27 protein-coding genes are annotated in these 25,397 nt (G+C 36.6%); 3 read left to right on the top strand and 24 right to left on the bottom strand.

Annotated features, from left to right (window positions below; translation table 11 throughout):
* Position 1: 1 nt before the first annotated feature.
* From dtd to AC6UD4_RS02715, 9 genes are all read right to left on the bottom strand, one after another.
* The gene (dtd, locus tag AC6UD4_RS02755) at positions 2–457 is read right to left on the bottom strand and encodes a D-aminoacyl-tRNA deacylase (protein WP_500693818.1); all 456 of its coding nucleotides are present in this window, start codon (positions 455–457) and stop codon (positions 2–4) included.
* Positions 458–463: 6 nt separating this feature from the next.
* Complete coding sequence (locus AC6UD4_RS02750) at positions 464–2,689, bottom strand: RelA/SpoT family protein (protein WP_500693819.1); 2,226 nt, start codon at positions 2,687–2,689, stop codon at positions 464–466.
* A gap of 6 nt (positions 2,690–2,695) precedes the next feature.
* Positions 2,696–3,439: an RsmE family RNA methyltransferase gene (locus AC6UD4_RS02745; RefSeq protein ID WP_500693820.1), complete on the bottom strand. Its 744-nt coding sequence runs from the start codon at positions 3,437–3,439 to the stop codon at positions 2,696–2,698.
* Positions 3,440–4,396 (bottom strand): 50S ribosomal protein L11 methyltransferase, encoded by a 957-nt coding sequence (gene prmA / locus AC6UD4_RS02740; protein ID WP_500693821.1) that lies wholly within the window; start codon positions 4,394–4,396, stop codon positions 3,440–3,442.
* Positions 4,397–4,432: 36 nt separating this feature from the next.
* Positions 4,433–4,756, bottom strand: a complete 324-nt coding sequence (locus AC6UD4_RS02735) for a hypothetical protein (protein ID WP_500693822.1) — start codon at positions 4,754–4,756, stop codon at positions 4,433–4,435.
* 152 nt (positions 4,757–4,908) lie between these two features.
* The gene (locus AC6UD4_RS02730) at positions 4,909–5,295 is read right to left on the bottom strand and encodes a VOC family protein (RefSeq protein WP_500693823.1); all 387 of its coding nucleotides are present in this window, start codon (positions 5,293–5,295) and stop codon (positions 4,909–4,911) included.
* A 97-nt stretch (positions 5,296–5,392) separates the two neighbouring features.
* Positions 5,393–5,755 carry a hypothetical protein gene (locus AC6UD4_RS02725; RefSeq protein WP_500693824.1) on the bottom strand — a complete coding sequence of 121 codons (363 nt, stop codon included), beginning with the start codon at positions 5,753–5,755 and terminating at the stop codon, positions 5,393–5,395.
* A 20-nt stretch (positions 5,756–5,775) separates the two neighbouring features.
* A complete protein-coding gene (locus AC6UD4_RS02720) occupies positions 5,776–6,090 on the bottom strand; it encodes an acetyl-CoA carboxylase (RefSeq protein ID WP_500693825.1) in 315 nt (104 codons plus the stop codon).
* Positions 6,083–7,381 carry a Y-family DNA polymerase gene (locus tag AC6UD4_RS02715; protein ID WP_500693826.1) on the bottom strand — a complete coding sequence of 433 codons (1,299 nt, stop codon included), beginning with the start codon at positions 7,379–7,381 and terminating at the stop codon, positions 6,083–6,085. Before AC6UD4_RS02715 ends, AC6UD4_RS02720 begins: the two co-directional genes overlap by 8 nt.
* A gap of 129 nt (positions 7,382–7,510) precedes the next feature.
* Between AC6UD4_RS02715 and AC6UD4_RS02710 the strand changes: the two genes are divergently transcribed.
* Entirely contained in the window at positions 7,511–7,960 is a 450-nt protein-coding gene (locus AC6UD4_RS02710) for a sunset domain-containing protein (protein ID WP_500693827.1), read from the top strand.
* Entirely contained in the window at positions 7,957–8,739 is a 783-nt protein-coding gene (locus tag AC6UD4_RS02705; RefSeq protein WP_500693828.1) for a DNA/RNA non-specific endonuclease, read from the top strand. Before AC6UD4_RS02710 ends, AC6UD4_RS02705 begins: the two co-directional genes overlap by 4 nt.
* Positions 8,740–8,784: 45 nt before the next feature.
* Here the strand turns inward: AC6UD4_RS02705 and pnuC are convergent, their stop codons facing one another.
* Complete coding sequence (pnuC, locus tag AC6UD4_RS02700) at positions 8,785–9,549, bottom strand: nicotinamide riboside transporter PnuC (protein ID WP_500693829.1); 765 nt, start codon at positions 9,547–9,549, stop codon at positions 8,785–8,787.
* A gap of 294 nt (positions 9,550–9,843) precedes the next feature.
* Here pnuC and AC6UD4_RS02695 point away from each other — a divergent pair, with 294 nt between their 5' ends.
* Entirely contained in the window at positions 9,844–10,113 is a 270-nt protein-coding gene (locus AC6UD4_RS02695; protein WP_500693830.1) for a hypothetical protein, read from the top strand.
* 812 nt (positions 10,114–10,925) lie between these two features.
* On the opposite strand, the gene AC6UD4_RS02690 is transcribed toward AC6UD4_RS02695, so the two are convergent.
* The 14 genes from AC6UD4_RS02690 to rimP all read right to left on the bottom strand — a co-directional run bounded on the left by AC6UD4_RS02690 (position 10,926) and on the right by rimP (position 25,301).
* A complete protein-coding gene (locus tag AC6UD4_RS02690; protein WP_500709626.1) occupies positions 10,926–11,369 on the bottom strand; it encodes a GNAT family N-acetyltransferase in 444 nt (147 codons plus the stop codon).
* Positions 11,370–11,440: 71 nt separating this feature from the next.
* The gene (gene lepA / locus AC6UD4_RS02685; protein ID WP_500693832.1) at positions 11,441–13,279 is read right to left on the bottom strand and encodes a translation elongation factor 4; all 1,839 of its coding nucleotides are present in this window, start codon (positions 13,277–13,279) and stop codon (positions 11,441–11,443) included.
* A 115-nt stretch (positions 13,280–13,394) separates the two neighbouring features.
* Positions 13,395–14,540 (bottom strand): molecular chaperone DnaJ, encoded by a 1,146-nt coding sequence (gene dnaJ / locus AC6UD4_RS02680; protein WP_500693833.1) that lies wholly within the window; start codon positions 14,538–14,540, stop codon positions 13,395–13,397.
* Between the two features lie 97 nt (positions 14,541–14,637).
* Positions 14,638–16,497: a molecular chaperone DnaK gene (gene dnaK / locus AC6UD4_RS02675; protein WP_500693834.1), complete on the bottom strand. Its 1,860-nt coding sequence runs from the start codon at positions 16,495–16,497 to the stop codon at positions 14,638–14,640.
* A gap of 39 nt (positions 16,498–16,536) precedes the next feature.
* Complete coding sequence (grpE, locus tag AC6UD4_RS02670) at positions 16,537–17,118, bottom strand: nucleotide exchange factor GrpE (RefSeq protein ID WP_500693961.1); 582 nt, start codon at positions 17,116–17,118, stop codon at positions 16,537–16,539.
* A complete protein-coding gene (gene hrcA / locus AC6UD4_RS02665; RefSeq protein ID WP_500693835.1) occupies positions 17,115–18,158 on the bottom strand; it encodes a heat-inducible transcriptional repressor HrcA in 1,044 nt (347 codons plus the stop codon). Before hrcA ends, grpE begins: the two co-directional genes overlap by 4 nt.
* A 90-nt stretch (positions 18,159–18,248) precedes the next feature.
* Positions 18,249–19,199 (bottom strand): riboflavin biosynthesis protein RibF, encoded by a 951-nt coding sequence (gene ribF / locus AC6UD4_RS02660; protein ID WP_500693836.1) that lies wholly within the window; start codon positions 19,197–19,199, stop codon positions 18,249–18,251.
* Positions 19,200–19,207: 8 nt separating this feature from the next.
* On the bottom strand, positions 19,208–20,119 hold the full coding sequence (gene truB / locus AC6UD4_RS02655) for a tRNA pseudouridine(55) synthase TruB (protein ID WP_500693837.1): 912 nt from the start codon (positions 20,117–20,119) through the stop codon (positions 19,208–19,210).
* 62 nt (positions 20,120–20,181) lie between these two features.
* Positions 20,182–20,535: a 30S ribosome-binding factor RbfA gene (gene rbfA, locus AC6UD4_RS02650; RefSeq protein ID WP_500693838.1), complete on the bottom strand. Its 354-nt coding sequence runs from the start codon at positions 20,533–20,535 to the stop codon at positions 20,182–20,184.
* A gap of 21 nt (positions 20,536–20,556) precedes the next feature.
* A complete protein-coding gene (gene infB / locus AC6UD4_RS02645; RefSeq protein ID WP_500693839.1) occupies positions 20,557–23,070 on the bottom strand; it encodes a translation initiation factor IF-2 in 2,514 nt (837 codons plus the stop codon).
* Between the two features lie 23 nt (positions 23,071–23,093).
* Positions 23,094–23,393 (bottom strand): L7Ae/L30e/S12e/Gadd45 family ribosomal protein, encoded by a 300-nt coding sequence (locus AC6UD4_RS02640; RefSeq protein WP_500693840.1) that lies wholly within the window; start codon positions 23,391–23,393, stop codon positions 23,094–23,096.
* On the bottom strand, positions 23,380–23,682 hold the full coding sequence (rnpM, locus tag AC6UD4_RS02635) for an RNase P modulator RnpM (RefSeq protein ID WP_500693841.1): 303 nt from the start codon (positions 23,680–23,682) through the stop codon (positions 23,380–23,382). Before rnpM ends, AC6UD4_RS02640 begins: the two co-directional genes overlap by 14 nt.
* Positions 23,683–23,701: 19 nt before the next feature.
* Positions 23,702–24,814: a transcription termination factor NusA gene (gene nusA, locus AC6UD4_RS02630; RefSeq protein WP_500693842.1), complete on the bottom strand. Its 1,113-nt coding sequence runs from the start codon at positions 24,812–24,814 to the stop codon at positions 23,702–23,704.
* A 13-nt stretch (positions 24,815–24,827) separates the two neighbouring features.
* The gene (gene rimP, locus AC6UD4_RS02625) at positions 24,828–25,301 is read right to left on the bottom strand and encodes a ribosome maturation factor RimP (protein WP_500693843.1); all 474 of its coding nucleotides are present in this window, start codon (positions 25,299–25,301) and stop codon (positions 24,828–24,830) included.
* Positions 25,302–25,397 lie beyond the last annotated feature (96 nt).

Below are 25,397 nucleotides of genomic sequence, written 5' to 3'. Positions count from 1 at the left end.
GTTAAATCTTTCCTTTTTTCTGATAATTCAAAATAAACGTGGCAGGACCATGGTTCTCTAAATCAACGTTCATATCGGCACCAAACACGCCAGTTTCAACTTTCAGTCCGATTTTTCTAAGTGCGTCATTAAACTTTTCGTAAATGAGTTTAGCGTGCTCAGGATTACCAGCTCCAGTGAAAGTTGGACGATTTCCCTTTTTGGTGTCAGCAAGCAATGTAAATTGCGAAACAGAAAGAATTGAGCCGTTAACTTGCTGGATGTTTAAATTCATCTTGCCATTCTCATCTTCAAAAATCCTTAGATGAGCAACCTTATGAACAAGATGATCAATTTCATCTTGTCCATCGGAATCTGTAACCCCAACTAAGATCATATATCCGTTGCCGATTTTCCCGTTTATTTTACCATCAATACTTACGCTTGCATGGTTAACTCGTTGAATCACTAATTTCAATCTTTTTCATCCTTCCGTTCGTTTAACCTCATAAACATCAGGAACAGCACTCACACTATCAATTATGCGATTTAGCTGTTGAATATTTCTTACGCCCACAGAGACCCGGATAGAAACAAGGTCCTCGTGAATGACCTTTCCTTCAACTGAATTCAAATTCTTAGTAGCAGAATTAACTCGTTTTAAGATATCGTTTAAAAGACCACTTCGGTTGTATCCCTGAATCTCTAAATCACTACTATAAGTAATAACGTTATTATCAATTTTACGCCAACTAAGATTAATAATTCGATTATTACCATTCTTTGCTTGAATTAAGTTGGAACAATTACTTCTATGAACTGAGATACCATTTCCCATTGTGATATATCCCTCAATGTCATCTCCTGGAACCGGATCACAACAACGACTGATATGAACTAATAGGTTGTCAACGCCTTGAATCTTGATGTTATCTTCTGGTTTCTTTCCTTGTTCTGCGTCCTCACTCTCATGTGAGATGGTTTTATGACCCTCTAATACATCACGCTCGGCATCTTTTTGTCTTTTTTTCTCAATTTCATCTTTTTCGGGTTCCAGTAAACGATTAACAACTCCGTTAGGTTGAATGTCACCAAATCCAATGGCTGCATATAAATTATCGATACTTGTATAATGCATTTCATTGATAACACGGGATAAATTATCATCAGTTAAAATGGTAGCCGGATCAAATCCAGAATCGACAATTTCTTTTTCAAGTATTTCTTTTCCAGAATTAATGTCATCATCATGACTACTCCGTTTGAAAAATTGCTTAATCTTATGCTTAGCACGACGCGTTTTAACCATGTCCATCCAGTTCTTGCCAGGGCCGTCGGAACTACTTGAAGTGATAATATCAACAATATCACCATTCTTAATTTCATAATCTAGTGGAACTAATTTGCCATTAACTCGTGCCCCTGTCGTTGAATTACCAACATCAGTATGAATTGAGTACGCCATATCAATCGGAATTGACCCCTTGGGTAATTCAATAACATCACCTGATGGAGTAAAGGCATAAACTCGGTCGCTAAATAAATCCCCTTGTACACTATCCATGAAATCAGAGGCGTCCTCTGATTCTTCTTGAATTTCAATGATCTTTTTAAAAAGATTGAGTTGAACATTGTTTTTATTACTTTTAACTTCGTCCTTTTGCCCTTCTTTATAAGCCCAGTGAGCAGCAACACCATACTCAGCAATTCGATGCATTTCTTCAGTTCGAATTTGAATTTCAAGCGGTTTACCTTCAGGACCAACAACTGTAGTATGCAACGATTGATACATATTAGGTTTGGGCATTGCAATGTAATCTTTAAACCGATCTGGAAACGGTTTCCATTCAGTGTGGATCGCACCTAAAACTGCATAACAATCCTTTACTGATTTCACAATCACCCGAACAGCCAGTAGATCATAGATTTCTTTAAAATCTTTATGTTTGTCATGCATCTTCCGATAAATGGAGTAGATATGTTTAGGTCTTCCATATACCTCTCCTTTGATTCCCAGTCCTTTTATCGCTTGTTGCACCTTTTTTACAGCGTTATCAACATAGGCCACTCGCTCATTCCGCTTGGAATTCATCAAATCAACAATTTGATAGTAATCATCAGGCTTTAAGTAACGCAAAGAAAGATCTTCTAATTCCCACTTAATCGTTCCAATTCCGAGCCGATCGGCTAAAGGGGCATAGATATCTAAAGTTTCTTGAGCAATTCGCTTTTGCTTATCTGGGCGAAGAGCATCTAACGTTTCCATGTTATGCAATCGATCCGCTAATTTAACAATCATTACTCGAATGTCTTTGCACATTGCTAGTAATAGTTTCCGGTGATTTTCAGCAAGTTGTTCTTTACTCGATTTATACTTAATCTTACTAAGCTTTGAAACTCCATCAACGATTAATGAAACGTGTTTACCAAAAAGTTCAGTAACATCTTCAATCGTTGCACCGGTATCTTCAACCACATCATGAAGAAAACCAGCCGTGATCGTTTCTGCATCCATATGAAGATCAGTTAAAATGCCTGCCACCTCAACAGGATGATTAATATAAGGCTGCCCAGAAGCACGTTCTTGCCCCTCATGAGCAATTTTGGCAAATTTATATGCTTTTTTTATCATTTGAACATCACTATCATCAAGATACTCAGAAGCATCACGAAAGATTTCTTGTGGTGTCCATTCTTTAATTTTCGACATTATATCCTACTCACCTTGTTTTAATTCTAATATAGTTGAAACGGCTGATAAAAAATATAAAGGCGCTGATTCAGTTCGCAAAATCCTCGGCCCCAATCCGACGGGAACAAAACCATCTTGCTTTAATTGTTCGATTTCTTTAAGTGAAATTCCACCTTCAGGTCCAAAAAAAGCGGTCAAGCTTTTGCCAGGCTTCATTTCCGACACACATTCATACAATTTACTGTTTTCACCCTGTTTAGCCGATTCCTCATAGGCCACAACTTTTTGATCACTACTAAGTTTTTTTACCTTAGTTATTGAATCGGTGTACTTCACCATTGGAATAACATTTCGGTGAGATTGTTCGGCAGCACTTTGAGCGATTTTTTGAAGTCTCTTAATCTTCTTCGGTGCCTTATTCCCCCATTTAGCAATTGACCACTCAGTAGGCACAAAAATAATCTCACTGACCCCCATTTCGGTTGCCTTTTGCGTGATGAGGTCGGCTTTGCTCGCCTTCGGGATTCCACAAATAATCGTTACTTTAACCGGAAGTTCAGTATTTTGACTAGTTACATCAACAATCTTAATTGTTGAGGCCGTTTCATCAACTAATTCCCCAATATAAATAATGTTTTGACTAGATACAAACTCCGCCTTGGTTCCAGCTTTTGCTCTCATAACCCCAACAAAATGATGTGTCACATCGTTTGGAAGTTTAACAATTTGACCCACTTTTAGTGGCTTATCTAAAAAGTAGTGTTGCAATTAATTAACCTCACTATCTTTCTTTGCAATTACTGATCGCCAATCATCCATACTTAAAACTTGATCAACCTTAAAATGATGTTTTTTTAGCGCGTCAATCACTAGCTCTAATTTATCGGCAATAATACCAGAAGTAATGAACACGCCACCTTCATTTAAACATTGTTCTGCTTGCGGGATTAACGGAATGATAATCTCAGCTAAAATATTAGCTACCACAATATCTGCTTTTTCATCGATTCCATTTAACAAATTATTAACACTAACGTTGATTCCCTTCATCCCAGAATTTAATTCAATGTTTTTTTCAGCTGATTTAACGGCCACCTTATCGACATCATAAGCATTTATATTGCCAGCACCAAGTTTCCTCGCTGCAATACATAGCACTCCAGATCCAGTTCCAACGTCAAACACTCTTTCGTTTCCTCTAATAACAATCTCAAGTGCTTGCATGGCAAGTTTAGTAGTAGGATGGGTACCAGTTCCAAACGCCATTCCGGGGTCTAATTTTACCATCAACTCATCAGAGCTTTTGACATCATAGTCTTCCCAACTTGGGACAACGGTTAAAAATCGTGTCACCCGTTCTGGATGATAATACTTTTCCCAGGATGTCGCCCAATCCTCATCTTTTACATCATGAACATTTATCACATTTTTACCAGGATTCAAACCGAACCGCGTTAAATCAGCAACTTTTTCATGAATCTTTTTTACGGTCGCATCTACCTCAATATCATCCTGAAAATAAGCACTTACTTTAGCGTTAACTAGATCGTTATCAGCTTTAGAATCTCCCAATTCATACTGATCCCAATTAGATTCTCGTTTTAAAACCTCATAATCATTTCTATCATTAATCTGAACTCCATTTGCTCCAAAGTCCATTAAAATATTAGCGACCGCATCAACTGCTTCGTGACTGGTTTCAACTGAAATCTCGACTAAGTTCATTGTTATCCCTCATTCTTTTTATAAAAAAAGCACCCGTTAATTGGATGCATTATTTTTATTGTCCTCAATTTTTTTAAGCTTCTGCTCATGTTGTTTCAAATGACCATCCAAATACTTAAGCAATCCTCGTTCTGTCTTAAAAATCCGAGGATGCTTTTGTTTATGCAATCGAAGATCAATTTCCTTAATTCTTTGTCGTCCTGTCCATCCATGGCCATAACGAATAATGAGCCGATTATTTAAATTATCTTTACCGAAGCGAAATACATAGACGTTATCTGGAGTAATTAACGGTCTGATATATGTTTTTTTGTAATGATATCCTTGATCGCGCAAAAATCTTTTAGTTTGATCTAACATATTCATCCTCCTCTCATATTTTTAATAAAACTCGTTCTTAAAACCTTTAGTCTATATCATAATGGAGATATATTTAATTGGCAAGCATCTAACTTCCAGCAAACAAAAAGACGTGTATCGCCACGTCTTAATATAAACATTCAAACTATAAACTAAACAATTTGACAGAATTCAATTTTTTCGTGGTTAGGCCCATAAATGTTAAAGAAACGGATTCCCTTATCCCAGAATGGACGAGTATCAATTTCATCTTCCTGAACATCTAAGCCCATTTTCTTAGCTTCTTTAAACGCTGCGTCAGCATCAGTAGTGTTTAATGAGATATGGTTAATAGCGCCATCTTTATCAGCAACTGGATCGCCCTCCCATGTCTCAATCATTAAATTGCCATACTTCATAAAAGCACAACGATTTCCTTGATACATGAATTGACCAGCTTTATCAAAACCTAACTTCTTATAAAAATCAATCGTTTCATCTAAATCTTTTGCTGGAATACCAACATGTTGGATGCCGGTAAAGTAATTACTAAGTGCCATAATAATTCTCCTTATGATATATTTTTCACCATATGTGAAATCTCTAACAACTACATTGTAAGACATTAATGATAAATAATAAAGCCATCATCCTAGTTTATTTTATTAATTTAGCACTCACAATTTCATTCCATTTAAGAATTTGGTCTCCCACAATTACTAAGTTCTTATAATACCCTTTCATCCTACCGATAATTTGTTCCACTTTTAGTTCGTTTTTGTCATAATAAGCATACTGTAGTTCCACTCTCAGTCGACTGACAAACGATTTTTGCAGAATTTCATCAATTTTTGAGTGATCCATCTGATCATCTAATTTTCTGGTTTGCTCATTATCCTTTTCTTTCTTTATTTGATTTAGTTTACTGGTATGATCTGATAAAAAATAACCCTGCCATTTTTTAATCCCACGATCATGATAATCAAACTTAAAAAAATCATGTACAGCTTCTTCGTTCATAACGTTCTCCTAACTTTAAGTTAATCTTGAATTTTCTTCTGTGAATCAGGCCAAACCATGTCATCAAAATTACGATAATAAATGGTTAACAGGTTATATTCAGTTACATAGTTAACTACCTTTTCTAAAAGTTCCAAGTCGTAATCAGAAATAACATAGATTGGTTGCGATCGCTCCTGTTGATACTTCTTCTTAGAACTCAAAAACCAATCGTACTCTTTATCAAAAGTGTTATTAACAATCATCATCCAGTAGCGGGTCTTAGGAATTCGCAAAAATAGATGATTAATATGGGATAAAACTTGATTCCCAATAAAAATCACATCATTACTCATAAGAATTGCCTCCATTGTGTCCGCCAACCAAATTAGATCTTGAAATTGCGGTAGCACCGACACACAAACTATTGGCATTTAATAAAGCCGTGTTACCAAACCGTTTTCGAATTTGATCACCGGTTTTATTTAACACATTTTGTTTAATCATATTTTGATTATCCTTAAATAGGTTTAATTGTTCCCCAACCTTATTTGAGAGATGACTGTAGTCAACTCCAATATTTCGCACAACTTCACCGTGCCAGTTCCTTTCAAACAATTCAATTAAATAACGACCAAGGTAATGATCATCATCTGTTGGTTCAACTTTCATTGACTGAGAAAAACCATTGCTACCAGTAAGCTGTTTTATTGAAAAAGAAAAGCCAATCCATAACGTCACACATCCGGCTTGCAGTCCATGATTACGAATTCGTGAAGCAACTTGACTCGCAATTTCTCTAATAACAACTTCAATCTCATCCCGCTTAACGTAATCACGTGGAAGTACCTGAGAATTACTGTAACTTTTTTCTTTAGTATGCAGGGGTTGTCTCAAGTTACTTCGATCAATTCCCCATGCAGTGGCAAATAGCTGTAATCCAATGACTCCCATTTTTTCTTTCAACAGATACGGGTTAGCATGCGCCAATTCATATATATTATTAATATGAAGTCGCTTTAGATGGACTTTGGTTCTTTTTCCAATTCCCCAAACATCCGTTAGTCTATTGATATTCCAAATCTTATCAGGAACATCTTCGTAATGAATCTCACCAATCAGGTCGTAATCATGCTTTGCATAAACGTCTAACGCTAGCTTAGCTTGAACGGGATTGTCACCAATCCCAACCGTTGTATACAGTCCTAAACGGCTTCTGACCTCCTCTTGAATTTTAAGAGCCACTTCCCTCAAACTACTACCAAACAATCTCCAAGTATGAGTCATATCCAATAATGACTCGTCAATTGAGTATGGCAAAATGTCATGTTCATCAGTAAATTCAGCAAAAATATCATTAATTTGTAGATTCTTTTTAATGTATAAGTTCATTCGTGGAGGAACAATCAACAACCTTTCATCGTCAGGAAGATCACGCTGACGACTAACGTTGCTAATCCCAAATAACTTTTTTGCCATAGGAGAAGCTGCCAGTATTAATCCGCCATTTGTATTAGCTTGTTCCGACATAACCACCAAAATCGAACGAAGTGGATTAAGTCCACGTTTAACACTCTCACAACTTGCATAAAAAGACTTGTTATCAATGAAAAAGTAAACACCATGAGGTTCATCATCATAATTCAAAATATCACCTACCCGAACATCTGTTCGTATTAAATATTACTATCTTTCATTTGCTTTGTAAATATAATTTTTTGCTTTTATTTTTTATGATATTCTAATTATATTAAGTAGAAACGGAGCATAATAACCATGCATCGAATCAAGAAAGCAATAATATTAATCGGCTGTACCACATTACTATTCACTACTCCGGCAGTAATTCTGTCTGCTTCAAAATCTAGTAGATCAGAATTAATTTCCCAGAAAAAAGCACTCATTGAACAGAATCAACAACTATCAAAACAAATCAATCATACGGAAAATGATCTAAACAGTAGATATGTATCGATTAATCCAGTCTCAAATGTCAAAACAAACGACTCCGATACCTTAAAAACAAAACCTACACCAAATCATCAAGATCAAAGTAATAGCAATGACATCAATACTTCAAACGCTCAGCGAATCGTTGGAAATAAAAATTCACACATTTATCATGTCCCCGGCCAAACGGGTTACAAAATTAACAGCCAAAACGTCATCTACTTTAATTCGGAGGCAGACGCACAAGCAGCTGGATATCGGAGGGCTAAACGATGAAAAAGTTCCTGCTATTTCCAATCATGGTATTATCCTTATTACTTGCTGGATGTTCACAACAAACCAATTCAAAAGAACATAAAAGCCCCCATGATAATGAAAGTACCCAGCAACTTGAAAAAAGCATTAATCAACTTCAAGGGCAAGTTGATACTAAAAGATCAAAGCTTAAAAAACTTCAATACCAATTGAAGCATGCACCAGATTTAAAATTAAGTGACTTAAATTACGACGGAAATCAAGAAGTAGAAGTTGATCACAATAATCCTAATTTTTCTACTAAAGAATTGCGTAATGAACGCCCCTGGTTACGATTTAGTAACCTTGATCATCTTAACCGAGCCACCGATGCTAACGGTATGTTAAACGTTAAAACAATGCCCACTAAGAAACGTGAACCACTTACCTTTAATCCCACTGGATGGCACAATAAACACACCAACAGTGGTTGGTTATATAACCGAAGTCATCTGATTGGTTACCAACTATGTGGTGAAAACAATAATCCCAAAAACTTAATAACTGGGACAGGGACGTTAAATTCCCCATTAATGCTTTATCATGAGGATGATATTGCTACTTATCTAAAAGAAAATCCAAATAACTACGTTAGATATCAGGTCACTCCGATTTATCGAAATAATGAATTACTTAGTCGTGGTGTCCAAATGAGAGCCCAATCAGTCGGAAGTAATCAAATTCACTTTAACGTGTACATTTTTAACGTCGAGCCAGGATACAATATTAATTATCAAACTGGATACAGTACCAAATCATAAAAAAAGGACAGTGACCATCTAGTCACTGTCCTTTCAATTTAAATATTAATGATTGGTTGGTTTCGTATGAAACCATGCAATGTTTTTGTCAAAGAAGCTTAACAAGTCATTACATAAGTACAAAATGTAAGTTAAGAATAACGTCCAATTGGCACCACCCTGATATGCAGTAATGCCCCACAGAATAATCGAGAAAATCCCCTGGGCAAGCCAGAAATAATAAGTATCCCGAAACCTTAAAGTCGTAAGTAAAGCACCAGTAATTCCAATTGTGGCCGCAAAACTATCTACAAAAGGACGAGGGCTGTCACTGTATCCATGCTCCCAAGCATATAAAGCTCCTAGTACAACAACAAAGAAAAGAGCTGTCAACCCCCAATTCATAAACGTTTTTTTAAGGTTACCCTTAACAGTCAATTTCTTAATATGTTCATCAACATTAGTAGCCCAACTAGGAATTAACAAGACCGGAATATCCAAAAGTACAATGTATGTAGTTTGGAGAATAATATCATTGTAATTCTTAGCAGTGAATGCAACATAGATATAAATTAAAGCACTAATCAAACCAAAAATTCCATTTAATGGTTTCGTATTAGTAATTGAAATGGTAGTAGTAAATCCGAGCATCCCCGCTAACATCGTCATAATCGCAATAAACGAAAGTGGTTGTGTGACAGTTGATCCAGCAATGACTCCCAAACCAAATAGGAGCAACAAATAGCTTTTAAAGCTCCAACCTTTCATCTGATTGACATACCAATTAGGCTTTAATATGTCATAAGCCGCAATGTTGTTTTTCTCTGACATAAATAATCATCCCTTCGACAAATTTGAATTCACTTTTCATCATTACACACTTATAATCTCTAAACAAATTTGCTAACAACCCTAACTTTTATAAATTGGCCCAACATTGGTCCATAAAAAAATTTTTTTATTTTTATAGCTTCATTTTTTATTCGATCATAAGAGAGAAATTGATAAAAAAATTCAAAGTGTGACAAATTAAGATAAATGTATCATTTATAAAATATAAAAGATATTGTAAATGCAAACAAAAAATATGTATAATGAATAATGAAGTATAAAGGAGGAAATAACATGCTAGTAAATATCCCATTTGCAATCAAAGCCGATGGAGTTCATGATCTTAAGAAAGTTACCGTAAAAATGCCATCTGGTGAAAAAGTAGAATTAGACGCCGTCACCCTTGACGATATTGATCGTGATCATGAACATCTTTTAACCATTACAAAAGACGCTAAACATGAATTGGGAGCTCCTGGTGAAAGTATTTCCTTTGATGAATTCGGTGAAAAGAACTCATTCCCATCAAATAATACGGTGGTGTTCATGGCAATTCCAAAATAAAAAGAAGTACTACCTAACAGATAGTACTTCTTTGGTAAATAAGCATCATAATTATGAGAATTCCCTGGTAAAATTTCGTAAAGTGTGATTAAATATAGAGTGTAGATTAGAGAGGTAATAAATTTCTGTCACATTCTCAACATTCACATCAGCTAAGGCTTTCCACTCCTACTGCTTATTAGTCTTAGACACGTGTGCTCTTTTATTTCATAGATCTTTACTTATTAGATTGTTACTTCTCATAACTATGCTACAGTTCTTGAACCTCTCTAATCGTAGAAAGCACTCTATTTGAGTGCTTTTTTTGTACATTCAAATCCCCTGGCGTGAATTCTTTAATCTTTACCTTACTTTTATAGTATATTATATTAGCTGTTACTAATCAAGTATATAAGTAAAAAATATCAAAATATACTCCTTATAAGAGAACACAAAGACTAATCATAAAGCAATTTTTATCTTATAAAAAATTTTTCTAAGAAATTTTTACAATTATATTGTTTCCCATATCACATATCTTAACACCCATGACAACGGGATTAATAGTGCCAATTCATAATTAAAAACAAAGAACCCTTTCGTTTGATAGTTGGAAAAGTTAGTCATATCACTTCATTAGTGTACTCAATCCAATTGTGTAATCCATAACATTAACTAATGATTTTCATAATCATAATACCGGCATTTCATGAAATTTATTAACAATTAACGGAAAGAATAATATCATTTAAACTAAAAAACCACTATTCTATAATAGTGGTTTTTAGTACTAAATAAAATAATAAATTTTAATTTTTAAAATATCATAATTATTATTTAAAAAGCGGTTCGTGGGCCATATTTACATGTTCAACATTTCCCTCCATGAAAACTTCTCCTTCTGGTCGAAAACCAAATGAAGCATATAAATTTTCAACGTATTTTTGTGCCTCAATAATAATCTCTTTATGAGGATATTTTTCTTTAATAACCCTCATCACTCTTCGAACTAATTTTGTTCCCAAATGTTTCCCACGTTGTTCAGCAGAAACAGCAATTCTTCCAAAAGTTATATAGTAATCTTGTTTATATATTCGACCATAAGCAATAACATGATTTTGATCGTTAAGCAAAAAAACATGCCATGCCTTCTTGTCATTATCATCAATATCCTGCAAAGTAATCTTTTGTTCTACTACAAACACCTCGCATCTCAGTTGATAAATATCAAACAATTCGTTCAAAGTTAATTGATCAAATGACTTTACCATCCACATATATTCACTTCCAATCATCAAATTTAACTTATTATAACCCATAATTGTTAGTATCAAAAAAGCGGCAAATACTATTTGTCGCTTTTTTGGTCTTCATCAGTTTGTAAGACAGCCATGAAGGCTTCTTGGGGAATATCAACCTTTCCAACCGCTTTCATCCGCTTTTTCCCACGTTTTTGCTTCTCAAGTAACTTCGCTCTTCGATCAGGATCACCAGTATGAATTCTAGACGTCACATCTTTTCGATAAGCTTTAATATTAGTCCTAGCAATAATGGTCGCACCAATTGCTGCTTGAATTGGAATTTCAAAATTTTGCCTTGGGATAATACTCTTGAGTTTTTTAACAATTTCACGACTTCGGCCAGCAGCAAACTGTTTATGGGAAATAAAACTTAAAGCATCGACCTTATCACCGTTCAATAGAATATCCACTTTAACTAGATCACTTTGTCGATACTCAGATAATTCATAGTCAAGTGATGCATAACCATGCGTACTTGATTTTAATTTGTCGAAAAAATTAAAAATAATTTCCGATAATGGCATTTGATAAATGACATTCACTCTGGCATCGTCTAGATACTCCATCGTGACAAACTGACCACGTCGATCTTGACACATTTCCATCACAGCACCAACATAATCGTTTGGCACCATGATACTAGCCTTAACAAATGGTTCCTTAATATCCTTAATTGCTGATACATCTGGCATTTCAGATGGATTTTCAACTTCAAGTGTACTTCCATCATTTAAATCCACATGATAAGTTACTGATGGAGCCGTAGTAATTAAATCCAGCCCAAACTCACGTTCCAGACGTTCCTGAACCACGTCCATGTGAAGTAATCCAAGGAACCCACAACGAAATCCAAAGCCCAGTGCTTCAGACGATTCCGGCTCAAATTCAAGTGAAGCATCGTTTAATTTAAGTTTTTCAAGTGCTTCCCTTAAATCACCAAACTTCGCATTATCAGTTGGATACAATCCAGCATAAACCATGGGAATCATTTCACGGTATCCTGGTAGGGCTTTATCAGTTGGATTGTTTGCGTCAGTAACTGTATCGCCAACTCGCGTTTTAGTGATATCTTTAATGCTGGCAGTAATGTATCCCACATCCCCAGCCATTAAGTACTTTCGTTGAAGTGGCTTCGGCGAGTTAACACCAACTTCTGTGACTTCATATTCACTTCCACTGTTCATCAAACGAATTTGATCCCCAGGTTTTACGACACCATCGTACAAACGAACACTCAACACTACGCCCCGATAATCATCGTAAACTGAATCAAAAACCAACGCCTTGAGCGGACCCTCAATATTTCCCTTTGGAGCAGGAATCTTTTTAACAATTTCCTCTAATAAGTTCTCAACCCCGAGTCCAGTCTTGGCACTAATCTCAACCGCATCAGAGGTATCCAATCCAATCACATCTTCAATCTCTTTTTTAGTTTTCTCGGGCTCTGCTGAAGGCAAATCAATTTTATTAATGACAGGAATAATTTCAAGGTCATCATCCAAAGCCAAATAAACGTTAGCTAAGGTTTGCGCTTGGACTCCCTGAGTGGCATCAACAACCAGTAAGGCACCCTCACAAGCAGCCAGACTCCTAGAAACTTCATAAGAAAAATCTACGTGTCCGGGAGTATCAATCAAATGAAATACATAATCAATCCCATCCTTACCATGATAAGTTAACTCAACCGCATTTAACTTGATGGTAATTCCACGTTCCCGTTCCAAATCCATATTATCCAAAATTTGATCTTGCATGTCCCTTTTAGAAACTGTGTCAGTCAACTCCAAAATTCGGTCGGCTAAAGTTGACTTACCGTGATCAATATGAGCAACAATAGCAAAATTCCTCGTCCGGCGTTGCTTTTCCTTCATTTTTTTATAATCCACGATATTTTCCTACTTTCATTATTAATTCGTCCAAGTCGTTACTATTATTATAACAACCCGATATATGTATAACAAACAAATAAAGGAGCGGTCTTTAAACCGCTCCTTTATTTGTTTATTTAAAAGCATCTTTCATTTTATCAAAGAAATTTTTGCCTTCTTCAACATTAGTATCACCACTAGCTTCAGCTAAGGCTTGTAAAGCAACTTTTTGTTTAGAGTTAAGTTTCTTTGGCGTCTGAACCTTAACTTTTACCATTTCGTCACCATTACCATTTCCATGAAGTTTAGGCGCACCTTTCCCTCTTAAACGGAAGACCGTCCCAGTCTGGGTGCCTGCAGGAATTTTCAAATCAACGTCACCATGAACGGTTTTAACTTTAATTTCTCCACCTAAACCAGCAGTGGCAAATGAAATTGGTTGATCAAAGTAGATAGTAGATCCGTCTCTTCTAAAGTACTTGCTTTGAAGAACTCTAAAGATCACGTACAAGTCACCATAAGGACCGCCATTTTCACCGGCATCACCTTGACCCTGCATGTGCATTTGCTGTCCCTCTTCGACACCAGCAGGGACCGTAACTTCAAGAGAATGTTGTTTCTCAACTTTTCCAGTACCACCGCAGGTTGGGCACTTCTCTTTAATTACTTTTCCAGTGCCGCCACAAACTGGACATGGTTCCTGGGTCTGCATCTGACCGAGCGGGGTATTAACCGTTTTAGTAACATAACCGCTTCCATGACAGTTAGAACAAGTCTCTGGTTTAGTCCCAGGCTTAGCCCCAGTGCCATGGCAGGTCGGACAAGTTTCTTCACGATTATACTTAATGGTCTTTTTAGTCCCAAAAACAGCTTCATCAAATGTAAGTGTCATCTGATATTGCAAATCTCGTCCACGACGCGGTGCAGTTGGGTCAGCTTGACGACGTCTTCCGCCACCACCAAAAATATCATTGAAAATATCAGAAAAGTCACCAAATCCGGCACCTTGTCCGCCTGCACCAGCACCGGCTCCGCCACCAAAGCCTCCAAATCCTTGGGGACCATCAGCTGAACCATACTGGTCATAATTGGCTCGTTTCTTTTTGTCACCTAAAACTTCATATGCTTCGGTTATTTCCTTAAACTTTGCCTCTGCATCTGGAGCTTTATTAATATCTGGATGGTATTTTTTTGATAATTTTCGATAGGCATGCTTAATGTCATCTTCACTGGCGCTTTTGTCCACGCCTAATACTTTGTAATAATCTTTATTAGCCATTAGTTCGCCTCCAAGCTCAAATAATACAACAAAAAGCCAAAGCCCATCAAACTGACTTTAGCTTTTCATCAATTGTTAATAGCCTCAATTGCCACAATTATTTGTTGTCATCATCATGGACTTCATGGTAGTCACCATTAACAGTATTATCATCATTTCCATTAGATGATCCACCGTTAGCATTATTTCCACCTTGTTGTCCTTGATCAGCTTGGCCTTGGTTTTGTTGATACAATTTAACCGCTAATGCTTGAACTTTTTCGTTCAAAGCATCCTTTTTAGTCTTCATTGCATCAGTATCGCCATCTTCTTTAGCTTTTTTGAGTTCGTCTTCTGCATCCTGAGCGGCTTTAATCTCATCATCTGAAACTTTGCCTTTAACATCTTTCAATGTCTTATCAGTCTGGAAGATCAATTGATCAACTTCATTATCTAGATCAACCTTGTTCTTCTTTTCCTTGTCGGCATCTTCATTTGCTTCGGCTTCTTTCATCATCTTATCGATTTCGTCATCTGATAGACCATTGGAATCTTTGATGGTGATTTTTTGTTGTTTTCCAGTACCCTTATCTTTAGCAGAAACATTTACAATTCCGTTTTTATCGATATCAAAGGTAACTTCGATTTGGGGAACACCTCTTGGTGCTGCAGGAATATCAGTTAATTGGAATCGACCTAATGATTTATCATCAGCAGCCATTGGACGTTCACCTTGCAAAACATGAATGTCAACGGCCGTTTGATTATCAGCAGCAGTTGAGAAAGTCTGTGACTTGGAAGTTGGGATGGTTGTATTTCTATCGATTAACTTAGTGAATACACCACCCATCGTTTCAATACCAAGTGATAGTGGAGTAACATCAAGTAAAACAACATCCTTAACGTCACCAGTAATTACTCCACCCTGAATAGCTGCACCTAAAGCAACAGCTTCATCGGGGTTGATTGAATGACTTGGTTCTTTACCAGTCCACTTTTGAACTTCCTCTTGAACAGCAGGAATTCTAGTTGAACCACCATTAAGAATTACTTGGTCAATATCACTAGCTGAAAGTCCAGCATCCTTCAAAGCATTGTCTAAAGGAGCCTTAGTCTTTTCAACTAAGTCAGAAGTTAATTCGTTAAACTTAGCACGTGTAAGCGTGGTTTGTAAATGAAGCGGACCATTTTCACCAGAAGAAATGAATGGAAGTGAGATTTCAGTTTGAGTTACACCTGACAAGTCTTTCTTAGCTTTTTCAGCAGCGTCTTTCAAACGTTGTAAAGCCATCTTATCTTTCGAAAGGTCAACCCCATTTTCCTTCTTGAAGTTATCGATTAACCAGTCCATGATTCTCTTATCAAAGTCATCCCCACCTAAGTGAGTATCACCATTAGTTGAAAGAACTTGGAAGACTCCGTCACCTAATTCAAGGACGGAAACATCAAAAGTACCTCCACCTAAATCATAAACCAAGATTTTTTCATCTTTATCTTTTTTGTCTAAACCATATGCAAGTGAAGCAGCAGTAGGTTCGTTAATAATTCTCTTAACATCAAGCCCAGCAATTTTACCAGCGTCTTTAGTAGCTTGACGTTGTGCATCATTAAAGTAAGCAGGAACGGTAATAACAGCTTCACTAACAGTGTCACCAATGTAATCTTCCGCATAGCCTTTAATGTATTGAAGAATCATAGCTGAAATTTGTTGTGGAGTATATTCTTTTCCGTTTGCCTTTACTTTGTAACCTTGCTCACCCATGTGACTCTTAATTGATACAACAGTATCTGGGTTAGTAATTTCTTGACGCTTAGCAACTTCACCAACTTGAATCTCGCCATCTTTAAAAGCAACTACTGATGGGGTCGTTCTTGATCCCTCTGGGTTGGTAATGATTTTTGGTTCATTACCTTCCATAACGGCTGCAGCTGAATTAGTTGTTCCTAAATCAATTCCAATAACTTTATTACTTGCCATAACTTAAACCTTCTTTTTATATATTTAATAACTATTTAATTACTGTGCCACTACTACCATTGCTGGTCTTAAGACCCGATCAGCAATTTTATAACCGTTTTGAAGTACCGATACTACGGTTCCCTTTGGATGTTCATCACTTGGAGCAACCGTTTGAACAGCTTGATGAAAACTAGGATCAAATTCCACTCCATTAGCATTAATTTCCGAAATATCATTATCCTTCAGAGCTTTTTCAAGATGTTGTTGGACCATTTCGATCCCTTTTTTGAGTTGCTTACCGTTTTCGTCAGAAACGTCAACGTCAAGAGCTCTTTTTAAATCATCCATCACAGGCACAACGTCTTTAGCAAGATCTTGTGCCCCATACTTTGCTAAATCAGCACGCTCTTTTTTGTTTCGATTTTGAATGTTCTGAATCTCAGCTTCTGCTCGTAAGTAGTTGTCTTGAACTGAATCTAGTTGTTGATTTAGTTCATCAATCTTTTTTGCAGAATCATCTTTCTCGTCTGTTTTGACTTCTTGCTCTGACTTACTCGATTCATCAACATTTTCCGTTTTATCATCTAAATCTTTACTTTGCTTTTCCTTATCGCTCGCCATTTTGAACCTCCTTTTTATTTATCATAATTATCATAGTATCCATTGATTCGTTTCTGAAGTTCATCTTTAAACGCATCAACTAGACCCAAAACCTTAGGATAAGACATTCTGGTAGGGCCAATTACGGCAATCCTACCAACACCATGAATCCCAACATCATAAGTTCCAGAGATAATACTATAATTTTTCAATAAATCATTTCGTAGCTCAGAACCAATCATAACTGAAATGGGTTTGGATTCATTATCTAAAATTTTTGCCATATTCGAGTTATTTCCAAACATTGAATAAAGTGGCTTAATATTTTTTAGATCGTTCTTATCATCCATTGTATCCAATAAATTCATTCTTCCACTAACAAAGAAATGGTCTTTAAGCGATTTATTAATGACGTATTCAAAGGCTCCAACAAAGTTTTCTGAAGAAGTTAAATAGTGTCTAATTTCGTCAGGAATTGTACTTTTAAGTGCCTCTAAAACTTCCGGAATTGTCTTACCAAAAAGCTTGTCATTAACTAAATTAGTTACTTGAAGTAACTTATCTTCATCAATTTGGTGATTAGTTATAAAGGGCTGACTTTCAACTTGCCCATCATTCATCACCATGATTGCCATCACTTGGTGATCGGCTAACTTAATTAGTTGAAAATGTTGTAAAGTTTCGGTATTAGTCTGTTCTGGACTCAAAGTCATCGCGGTATAATCGGTCAAGCTGGACAAAATATCAGCAGATTGTTTAACAATATCATCAATTTGTTGAAATGTTCCTCCCAGAGCATTATGAATCAAACTTTTTTCTTCATTGCCAACCAGTACAGGATTAACCAAATTATCAATGTAATATCGATATCCTTCATTTGAAGGAACTCTTCCAGACGAAGTATGAACTTTTTGAATCAAATTTTGACCACTTAAAACTGCCATCTCATTACGAATGGTAGCCGAACTAACATTCATTGGGAGTTGATCAGCCAAGCGTTTTGATCCAATTGGAACACCATTGTTAGTATAGTCATCAACAATGTACTTTAGAATCATATCTTGTCTCTTTGTGAGCATTCTTACCACCTCTTTTAGCACTCTTTATTATCAAGTGCTAACGTACATTTATACCTTACCAAAGGTATTAAAGAACGTCAAGAAATAAGTTTACTGGTGAGAATTAATGTATTTCTTAAAATAAGATCGGGTGTTACTTTCATCAATTTTTAATTGATCAACCAACGGTTTCCGCCCCTGATATTTGACCTCGTCTCTCATTTTCGATAACCATCTAACTCTGACGTGATTACCATAGATATTTTGATCGAAATCCAAAATATTAATTTCTAAAGTAACTGGATTATCATTTCCAAACGTCTCATTTTTGCCAATTGATGCCATCGCTTTGTACCACGTACCATTAACTTCAAGCTGGACCACATACACCCCAAGTTTGGGCAACTGCTGTTTTGCCGAATACTCAACGTTAGCAGTGGGAAAGCCTAATTCACGACCACGAGCAAATCCATGAACAACCACTCCGTCATTTTCGAATTCATATCCCAAAAGATCGTTAACCGTCCGGATGTGTCCCTGTTCAAGATTTCGACGAATCCTAGTAGAACTAACCTTCTTGTCGTCCATTTCATCAGCGGCCACACTGACTACATCAAATCGCTCCCTGGCATATTGAGGGAGCTCCTTCATGCCCGCATTTTGTTCTCCATAAGTATGATCAAATCCTGCTACAACTGTATCAGCATTCAATCCAATTAAATAATTATCAACGAATTCTTGGGGATTTTGATTTTGAAAAGCAAAGTTGTAGTTGATGACATAGACCACATCAACTCCCAGTTGTTCAAATAAATGTAATTTACGGTTAAGCGGAGTTAAATAACGTTTTTCATTTCCATCCAACTTTTTGTACACTAACGACGGGTGATGATCATAAGTTAAAATTGCCAAAGGAAGTTTTTTTTGTTCAGCAATTTGTTTAGCTTGTTTGATCACTTTTTGATGTCCCAGGTGAACTCCATCAAAAAAACCCATGGCAATGACTTGGGGACGATTTTTTTCGTTCTTATCAAGTGGGTATGATAAATAATTGACTTCCATAATTTCCTCTAATCTAAATCAAACATTTTTTTGGGCTTATAATTATTTTCCTGTTCATTTCTATAATACAAAGCTCGATCAATATTATTATACTTTAAAACTATCACTTCATCTTGACAAGCGATCTCATCAATACTTAAAAAACCGCCATTTTGAACACGATTCCACTGCTCTTTATTAATCACAATAGTCTTAAAATCTTTAAGAGCATGTGAAATTGGAAAAACAACTTTATTGATTTGATTAGAATTCATGGCTTCTTTAATATTTTTAAAAGTTACTGTATCGCAAAGATTAAATCCACCACTTTTAGTCCGAGTTAAACTTGACATCACAGCTGGAATTCCAACTTTTTTCCCAAAATCAGTTGCCAAAGTTCTGATATAAGTTCCCTTTCCACACTTCACCTCAAAATTAAAGGTTTGGGTGTGAGTATCACGATTGTAGGAACTCGCATTGATACGAACAAATTGACTAACGTTAATTTGTCTTTTAGGACGATCAACTTTCATACCAGCACGTGCGTACTCATATAACCTTCTTCCATTCACTTTAACAGCGGAAAACATGGGAGGAATCTGGGTCGAAATCCCCAAAAATGATTTCAAGACTTCGTCAATTTCTTGATCTGTGATTGGCTGAAAATCAAAATTAGTATCAATAATTTCACCATCTAAATCCTCGGTAGTAGTGGAAAAGCCTAACGTAATTGACCCACTATAAACCTTCCCTGATTGCATTAAATAATCAACTACTTTAGTGGCATGGCCCAAACAAATCGGTAAAACTCCATCTACATTAGGATCAAGTGTGCCACTATGGCCCACTCTTTTTTGTCCAATAATGTGTCGAATCTTACTCACACAATCAAAGCTCGTCATTCCCCTAGGCTTATACAAAGGGATAATTCCAGTGACCAATTCACTCACTCCTCTACCATATACGCAAAAAAGACCGGAAATAAATATTTCCAGTCAATTTTTTACTTATTTTTTTTATTTAAATTATCAATCAAACGATCAATCTTACTTCCGTATTGAATGGATCCATCCCGTTCAAAATGAATCTCTGGAGTAACGTAGATACTTAACCGATGACCTAACTCGCCTCGAATTAAACCAGTTGCTTTATCCAAGCCCTTTTGAACCTTTTCTTGTTCAGACTTCTTGTCAGATAAACTACTGTAATAAATCGTAGCTTGTTGCAAATCACCAGTAACTTCAACACCAGTAATAGTTACTCCTTGAACTCGTGGGTCACGAACACGCTTAAGTAAAATATCGTCGACTTCTTTTTGAATTTCCTGCTGTAGTCTTCCAACACGATATTGTGCCATGACAATCACTCCTTACGGTATCTACTTAGGTTGGACTTCTTTCATGTGGTATGCTTCGACTTTATCTCCAACTTTAATGTCATTATAGTTTTCAATCGTTAAACCACACTCAAAGCCTTGTTTAACCTCTTTAACATCATCTTTAAAACGCTTTAGACTACCAAGCTCTCCATCATAAATCACAACATTATCTCTAATCAGACGAACTTTGCTATCACTTTTTACGTACCCATCAAGAACCATTCCACCAGCAATCGTTCCAACTTTAGAAGCTTTATAAATTTGTCTTACTTCAATATTACCAGTAACTTCTTCTTCATAAGTTGGATCAAGCATGCCTTTCATTGCAGCTTCCACGTCATCAATGGCGTTATAGATAACTTGATAAAGACGAATATCAACCTTATCAGTTTCAGATTGAGCTTTAGCTTGCGGAGTAGGACGGACATTAAAACCAATGATGATGGCATTACTTGCTTCAGCAAGTGCAACATCACTTTCGTTCACCGCACCAACAGAGGCATGAATAACGTTAACCTTAACTCCCTCAACATCGATTTTTTTGAGGCTTCCAGCTAAGGCTTCCACTGATCCTTGTACATCAGCTTTAATAATTACGTTAACCTGTTTCATATCTTCTTGTTTCATTGAATCAAACAAGTTATCAAGAGTAACACGGTTATTTTGCTTCCGTTCTTCGATTTGGGCTTCTTTAGCTCGTTCTTCTCCAGCAGCACGAGCAGTCTTTTCGTCATTAAAGACAACAAAACGATCACCGGCTTCAGGAACATCATTTAACCCCGTAATTTCAACTGGAGTTGATGGTTTAGCATTCTTGATTTCTTTCCCGTTCTCATTAGTCATGGTTCGAACTCGACCAAAAGTGTCACCAACAACGATTGGATCCCCAACGTGCAAAGTTCCTTGTTGAACCAAAAGGGTAGCAACAGGACCCTTACCCTTATCCAATCTTGCTTCAACGACTGAGCCAGCTCCATTTTGTTTTGGATTAGCCTTAAGTTCAAGCACATCGGACTGAAGTAAGATCATATTTAACAATTCATCAACATTAGTTCCATTTTTAGCAGAAATATCAACAAAAATCGTATCTCCACCAAAATCTTCAGGAACCAATCCATAGTTCATCAATTGCTCTTTAACATGTTGTGGATTGGCATTCGGCTTATCAATTTTATTAACTGCAACAATAATTGGAGTTCCCGCTGCTTTAGCATGATCAATTGCTTCGACAGTCTGTGGCATAACACCATCATCAGCTGCCACTACCAAAACAGTCACATCGGTAATGTCAGCACCACGAGCTCTCATAGCAGTAAAAGCAGCATGTCCTGGAGTATCAAGGAAGGTAATGGTCTTATCGCCATGTTTTAACTGATAAGCACCGATAGCTTGAGTAATTCCACCGGCTTCACCTGCTGTAATGTGTGAATGACGAAGATAATCTAGTAACGTGGTTTTACCATGATCAACGTGTCCCATGATGGTAACAACGGGTGGACGGCTTTCTTGGTAATCGGTGTTATGCTCTTCTTCATTAAAGAACTTGTCAATATCTGATACATTAACATTTTCTTTTTCTTTAGCTTCGATCCCATAATCGGTGGCAAGAAGTTCAATGGCATCCTTATCCAAGGATTGATTCTGATTAACCATCATTCCCAGCATAAATAATTTTTTAACAATCTCTGCTGGTTCCCGATGCAGTAACTTACCAAGATCCTGCGCATTCATACCATCCTGATAGATTAAAACTTTAGGTAATGGACGACTCTTACGGGTTGGCGCCGCATTCTTTTTGTGATTCTGACGAATTCGTTGATTCTTAGAATACATATTATAACGATTATCGCGACGCTTATTACGCTTCTTGCCCTTTTTATTTTTGTTGCGGTTCAAACTACCACCAAATTTTCCACTTCCGTTATTATGTGGCTTAGAAGTATTATTAACCGGCTTCTTACTTGTATTATTTGCAGTTGTAGAACGATTACTATTCGCATGGGTCACATTTTGACTATTATTCGTGTGCGAATGTTGACTATTTTGATGATTGTTGTGATTAAAATGATTACTTGAATTCTGATTCCGGTGCTGACCGTTAGTATGAACACCATTGCTATGAGCATTTTCTGGACGCTGATTACTTGTTTGCCCATTATTTTGATGTTTATTTACTTGTTTATGTTCAGAATTACTTGGTCGATGTTGATTGTTAGAATGATTGCTTCTACCAAAATGATTGTTATTCTGACCATTTTCATGTTCTGAAGTATTGTGACCATTACTCCCGTTATGGGAGTCAGCAGTCTTTTTTGCTGGAGCATGCCGTTGTTCACTTCCACTGGCCGCTTTCTGACTATTCTTAAGCGCGCCTCGGACGGTCTTCTCCTGATTTGAATCAAGCGATGACATATGGTTTTTAACCGTAAAACCATTTGACTTAGCAGTGTCAATCACACGTTTACTAGGTATATTAAGCTCTTTGGCTAATTCATAAATTCTTTTTTTGGCCATATAATCACACTCCTTTACTTGTATTATTTTAATTCTTTAAATTTTTTCGAAAATCCTTTATCCTTAATCGCTACGATTGATCGTTTCATCCCAATCGCGTCGCTAAGATCATCTTTAAGCATACCAGTATTAACTGGAACTTCATAGAATTTACTTTTATCGAGAAACTTCTTTTTGGTACTTGCACCACAGTCTGATGCAATAAACAGGTAATTAATCTGTCCCTTTTTAATTGCATTCAAGACAATCCCCTCACCTGAGATTATTTTACCAGCTCGTCTTGCAATTCCCAATAAGTTTAAGACTTTATTATAATTTGTCATTATCAATCAATTCCTGTCGAGCCTGCTTATGGTCGACGTAACTAATAAGTTCATCATAAAAATCATTTGTTAAAGTTACATCAAAAACTTGATCAAGGATTTTATCCTGCTTGGCTTTTTTGGCAATTGTTACGTCAATCTTTACGTAAGCTCCTCGACCAGATTTTTTCCCAGTTGGATCGACTGACACATTACCCTCTTTATCACGAACAATTCTTACTAATTGTCGTTTAGGTGCCATTTCACCCGACACCACATCTTTTCGCATTGGCACTTTTCTTTTTCTCATAACAGTACCTCCTCAAAAATTATTCCTCGTTTTCGTCTTCATTTGATGAAACATCATCAGTAGAATGATTATCTTCACTGTCACTTTCGTCAGTGCCATCCATTTCTGATTCGGATTTAATGTCAATCTTGTATCCAGTCAGTCTAGCGGCTAACCGTGCGTTCTGACCACGTTTCCCAATTGCTAACGACAACTGATCGTCTGGAACAACAACGGTACAAGAACGATCGTCTCCATCTTTAAAAATAACGTCAATAACGTCAGCGGGTTTCAATGCATTGGCAATGTACTCAGCTGGATTCTCATCCCATTGGACAATGTCCATATTTTCTCCACCAAGTTCATTTACAATTGTTTGCACTCTGGTTCCTCTAGGTCCAACACTAGTTCCCACTGGATCAATATCAGAACTATTAGAACGAACAGCCACCTTAGCACGGTCGCCGGCCTCCCTTGCAATCGAGACAATTTCAACTGTTCCATCATAAATTTCGGGAACTTCTTGTTCAAAGAGTCGTTTTAGCATTCCAGGTGCAGTTCGACTTACAAAAATTTGTGGTCCCTTTGAGGAATTTTCAACGTTTGTAACATACACTTTTAACTTGTCCTGTGGACGATAAGTTTCATTTGGCATCTGATCATTTTTAGCCACCACGGCCTCAACTTGACCAAGGTTCATATACACAAAACGACTATCTTGACGTTCTACTTCAGCAGTTACAAGTTCATCTTGATACTTACTGTACTTGTCATAAACGGTCTCACGTTCAGCTTCACGAACCCTTTGAGTAATAACTTGTTTAGCGGTTTGGGCAGCAATTCTTCCGAAGTTCTTTGGTGTAACTTCAAACTTAATTTCGTCACCAAGCTCGTACCCTTTATTAATCTTTAAAGCTTCATCCAAGCTAACTTCTAACCGTTGATCCTCAACCTTATCAACTACTTTTTTAACAGCGTAAACATGAATACTTCCAGTTTTTTCGTCGAAGTTAACTTCAACGTTTTGAGCCTGATCAAAGTTACGTTTGTAAGCCGAAGACAATGCTGCTTCTAAGGCATCGATCACAACCTCTTTTTTTACGCCCTTTTCTTTTTCAAGTTGATCAAGCGCACTTACTAATTCTTTACTCATTTTAATCTCCTAACTAAAATTCAATTGCTAATCTAGCTTTTGAAATTAATTTTCGCGGAATTTCAAGTTCACTAATTCGCGTTTTATCTTTAATTGCTAACGTTAATTTATCATCATCAACACTTTTGAGGGAACCCTCAAAAGACTTTTTCCCATTGAGTTTTTGATATAAAGAAACGTGGATATAATCACCAATTGCATTTTGATAATCAGACTCCCGTTTTAATGGCCGTTCGGCACCTGGCGAAGACACCTCTAAGAAGTATGGTTCGTCAAATGGATCTGGATCCAATTCATCAAGTTTTTCACTTAACTGATCACTAACCAAAACACAGTCATCCAAACTAATTCCTTGGTCTTTATCAATATAAACTCGCAAATACCAGCTTCCACCCTCTTGAACATACTCAATGTCATAAAGGTAAAAATTGTTATCATCTAAAATCGGTTGAACGGTTTTAGTAACTCTATCAATAACTTCGCTCAAATACTTTACCTCCTAAAAAATACCAATAAAAAGAGCGAGCATCCCTGCTCACTCATCAGAAGAGTTTATTATTACTGATATAACTATACCATATAA

The sequence above is a fragment of the Fructilactobacillus sp. X3R5C2 genome (genome assembly GCF_059901175.1).
This window is presented reverse-complemented; position numbering and strand designations above follow the sequence as displayed.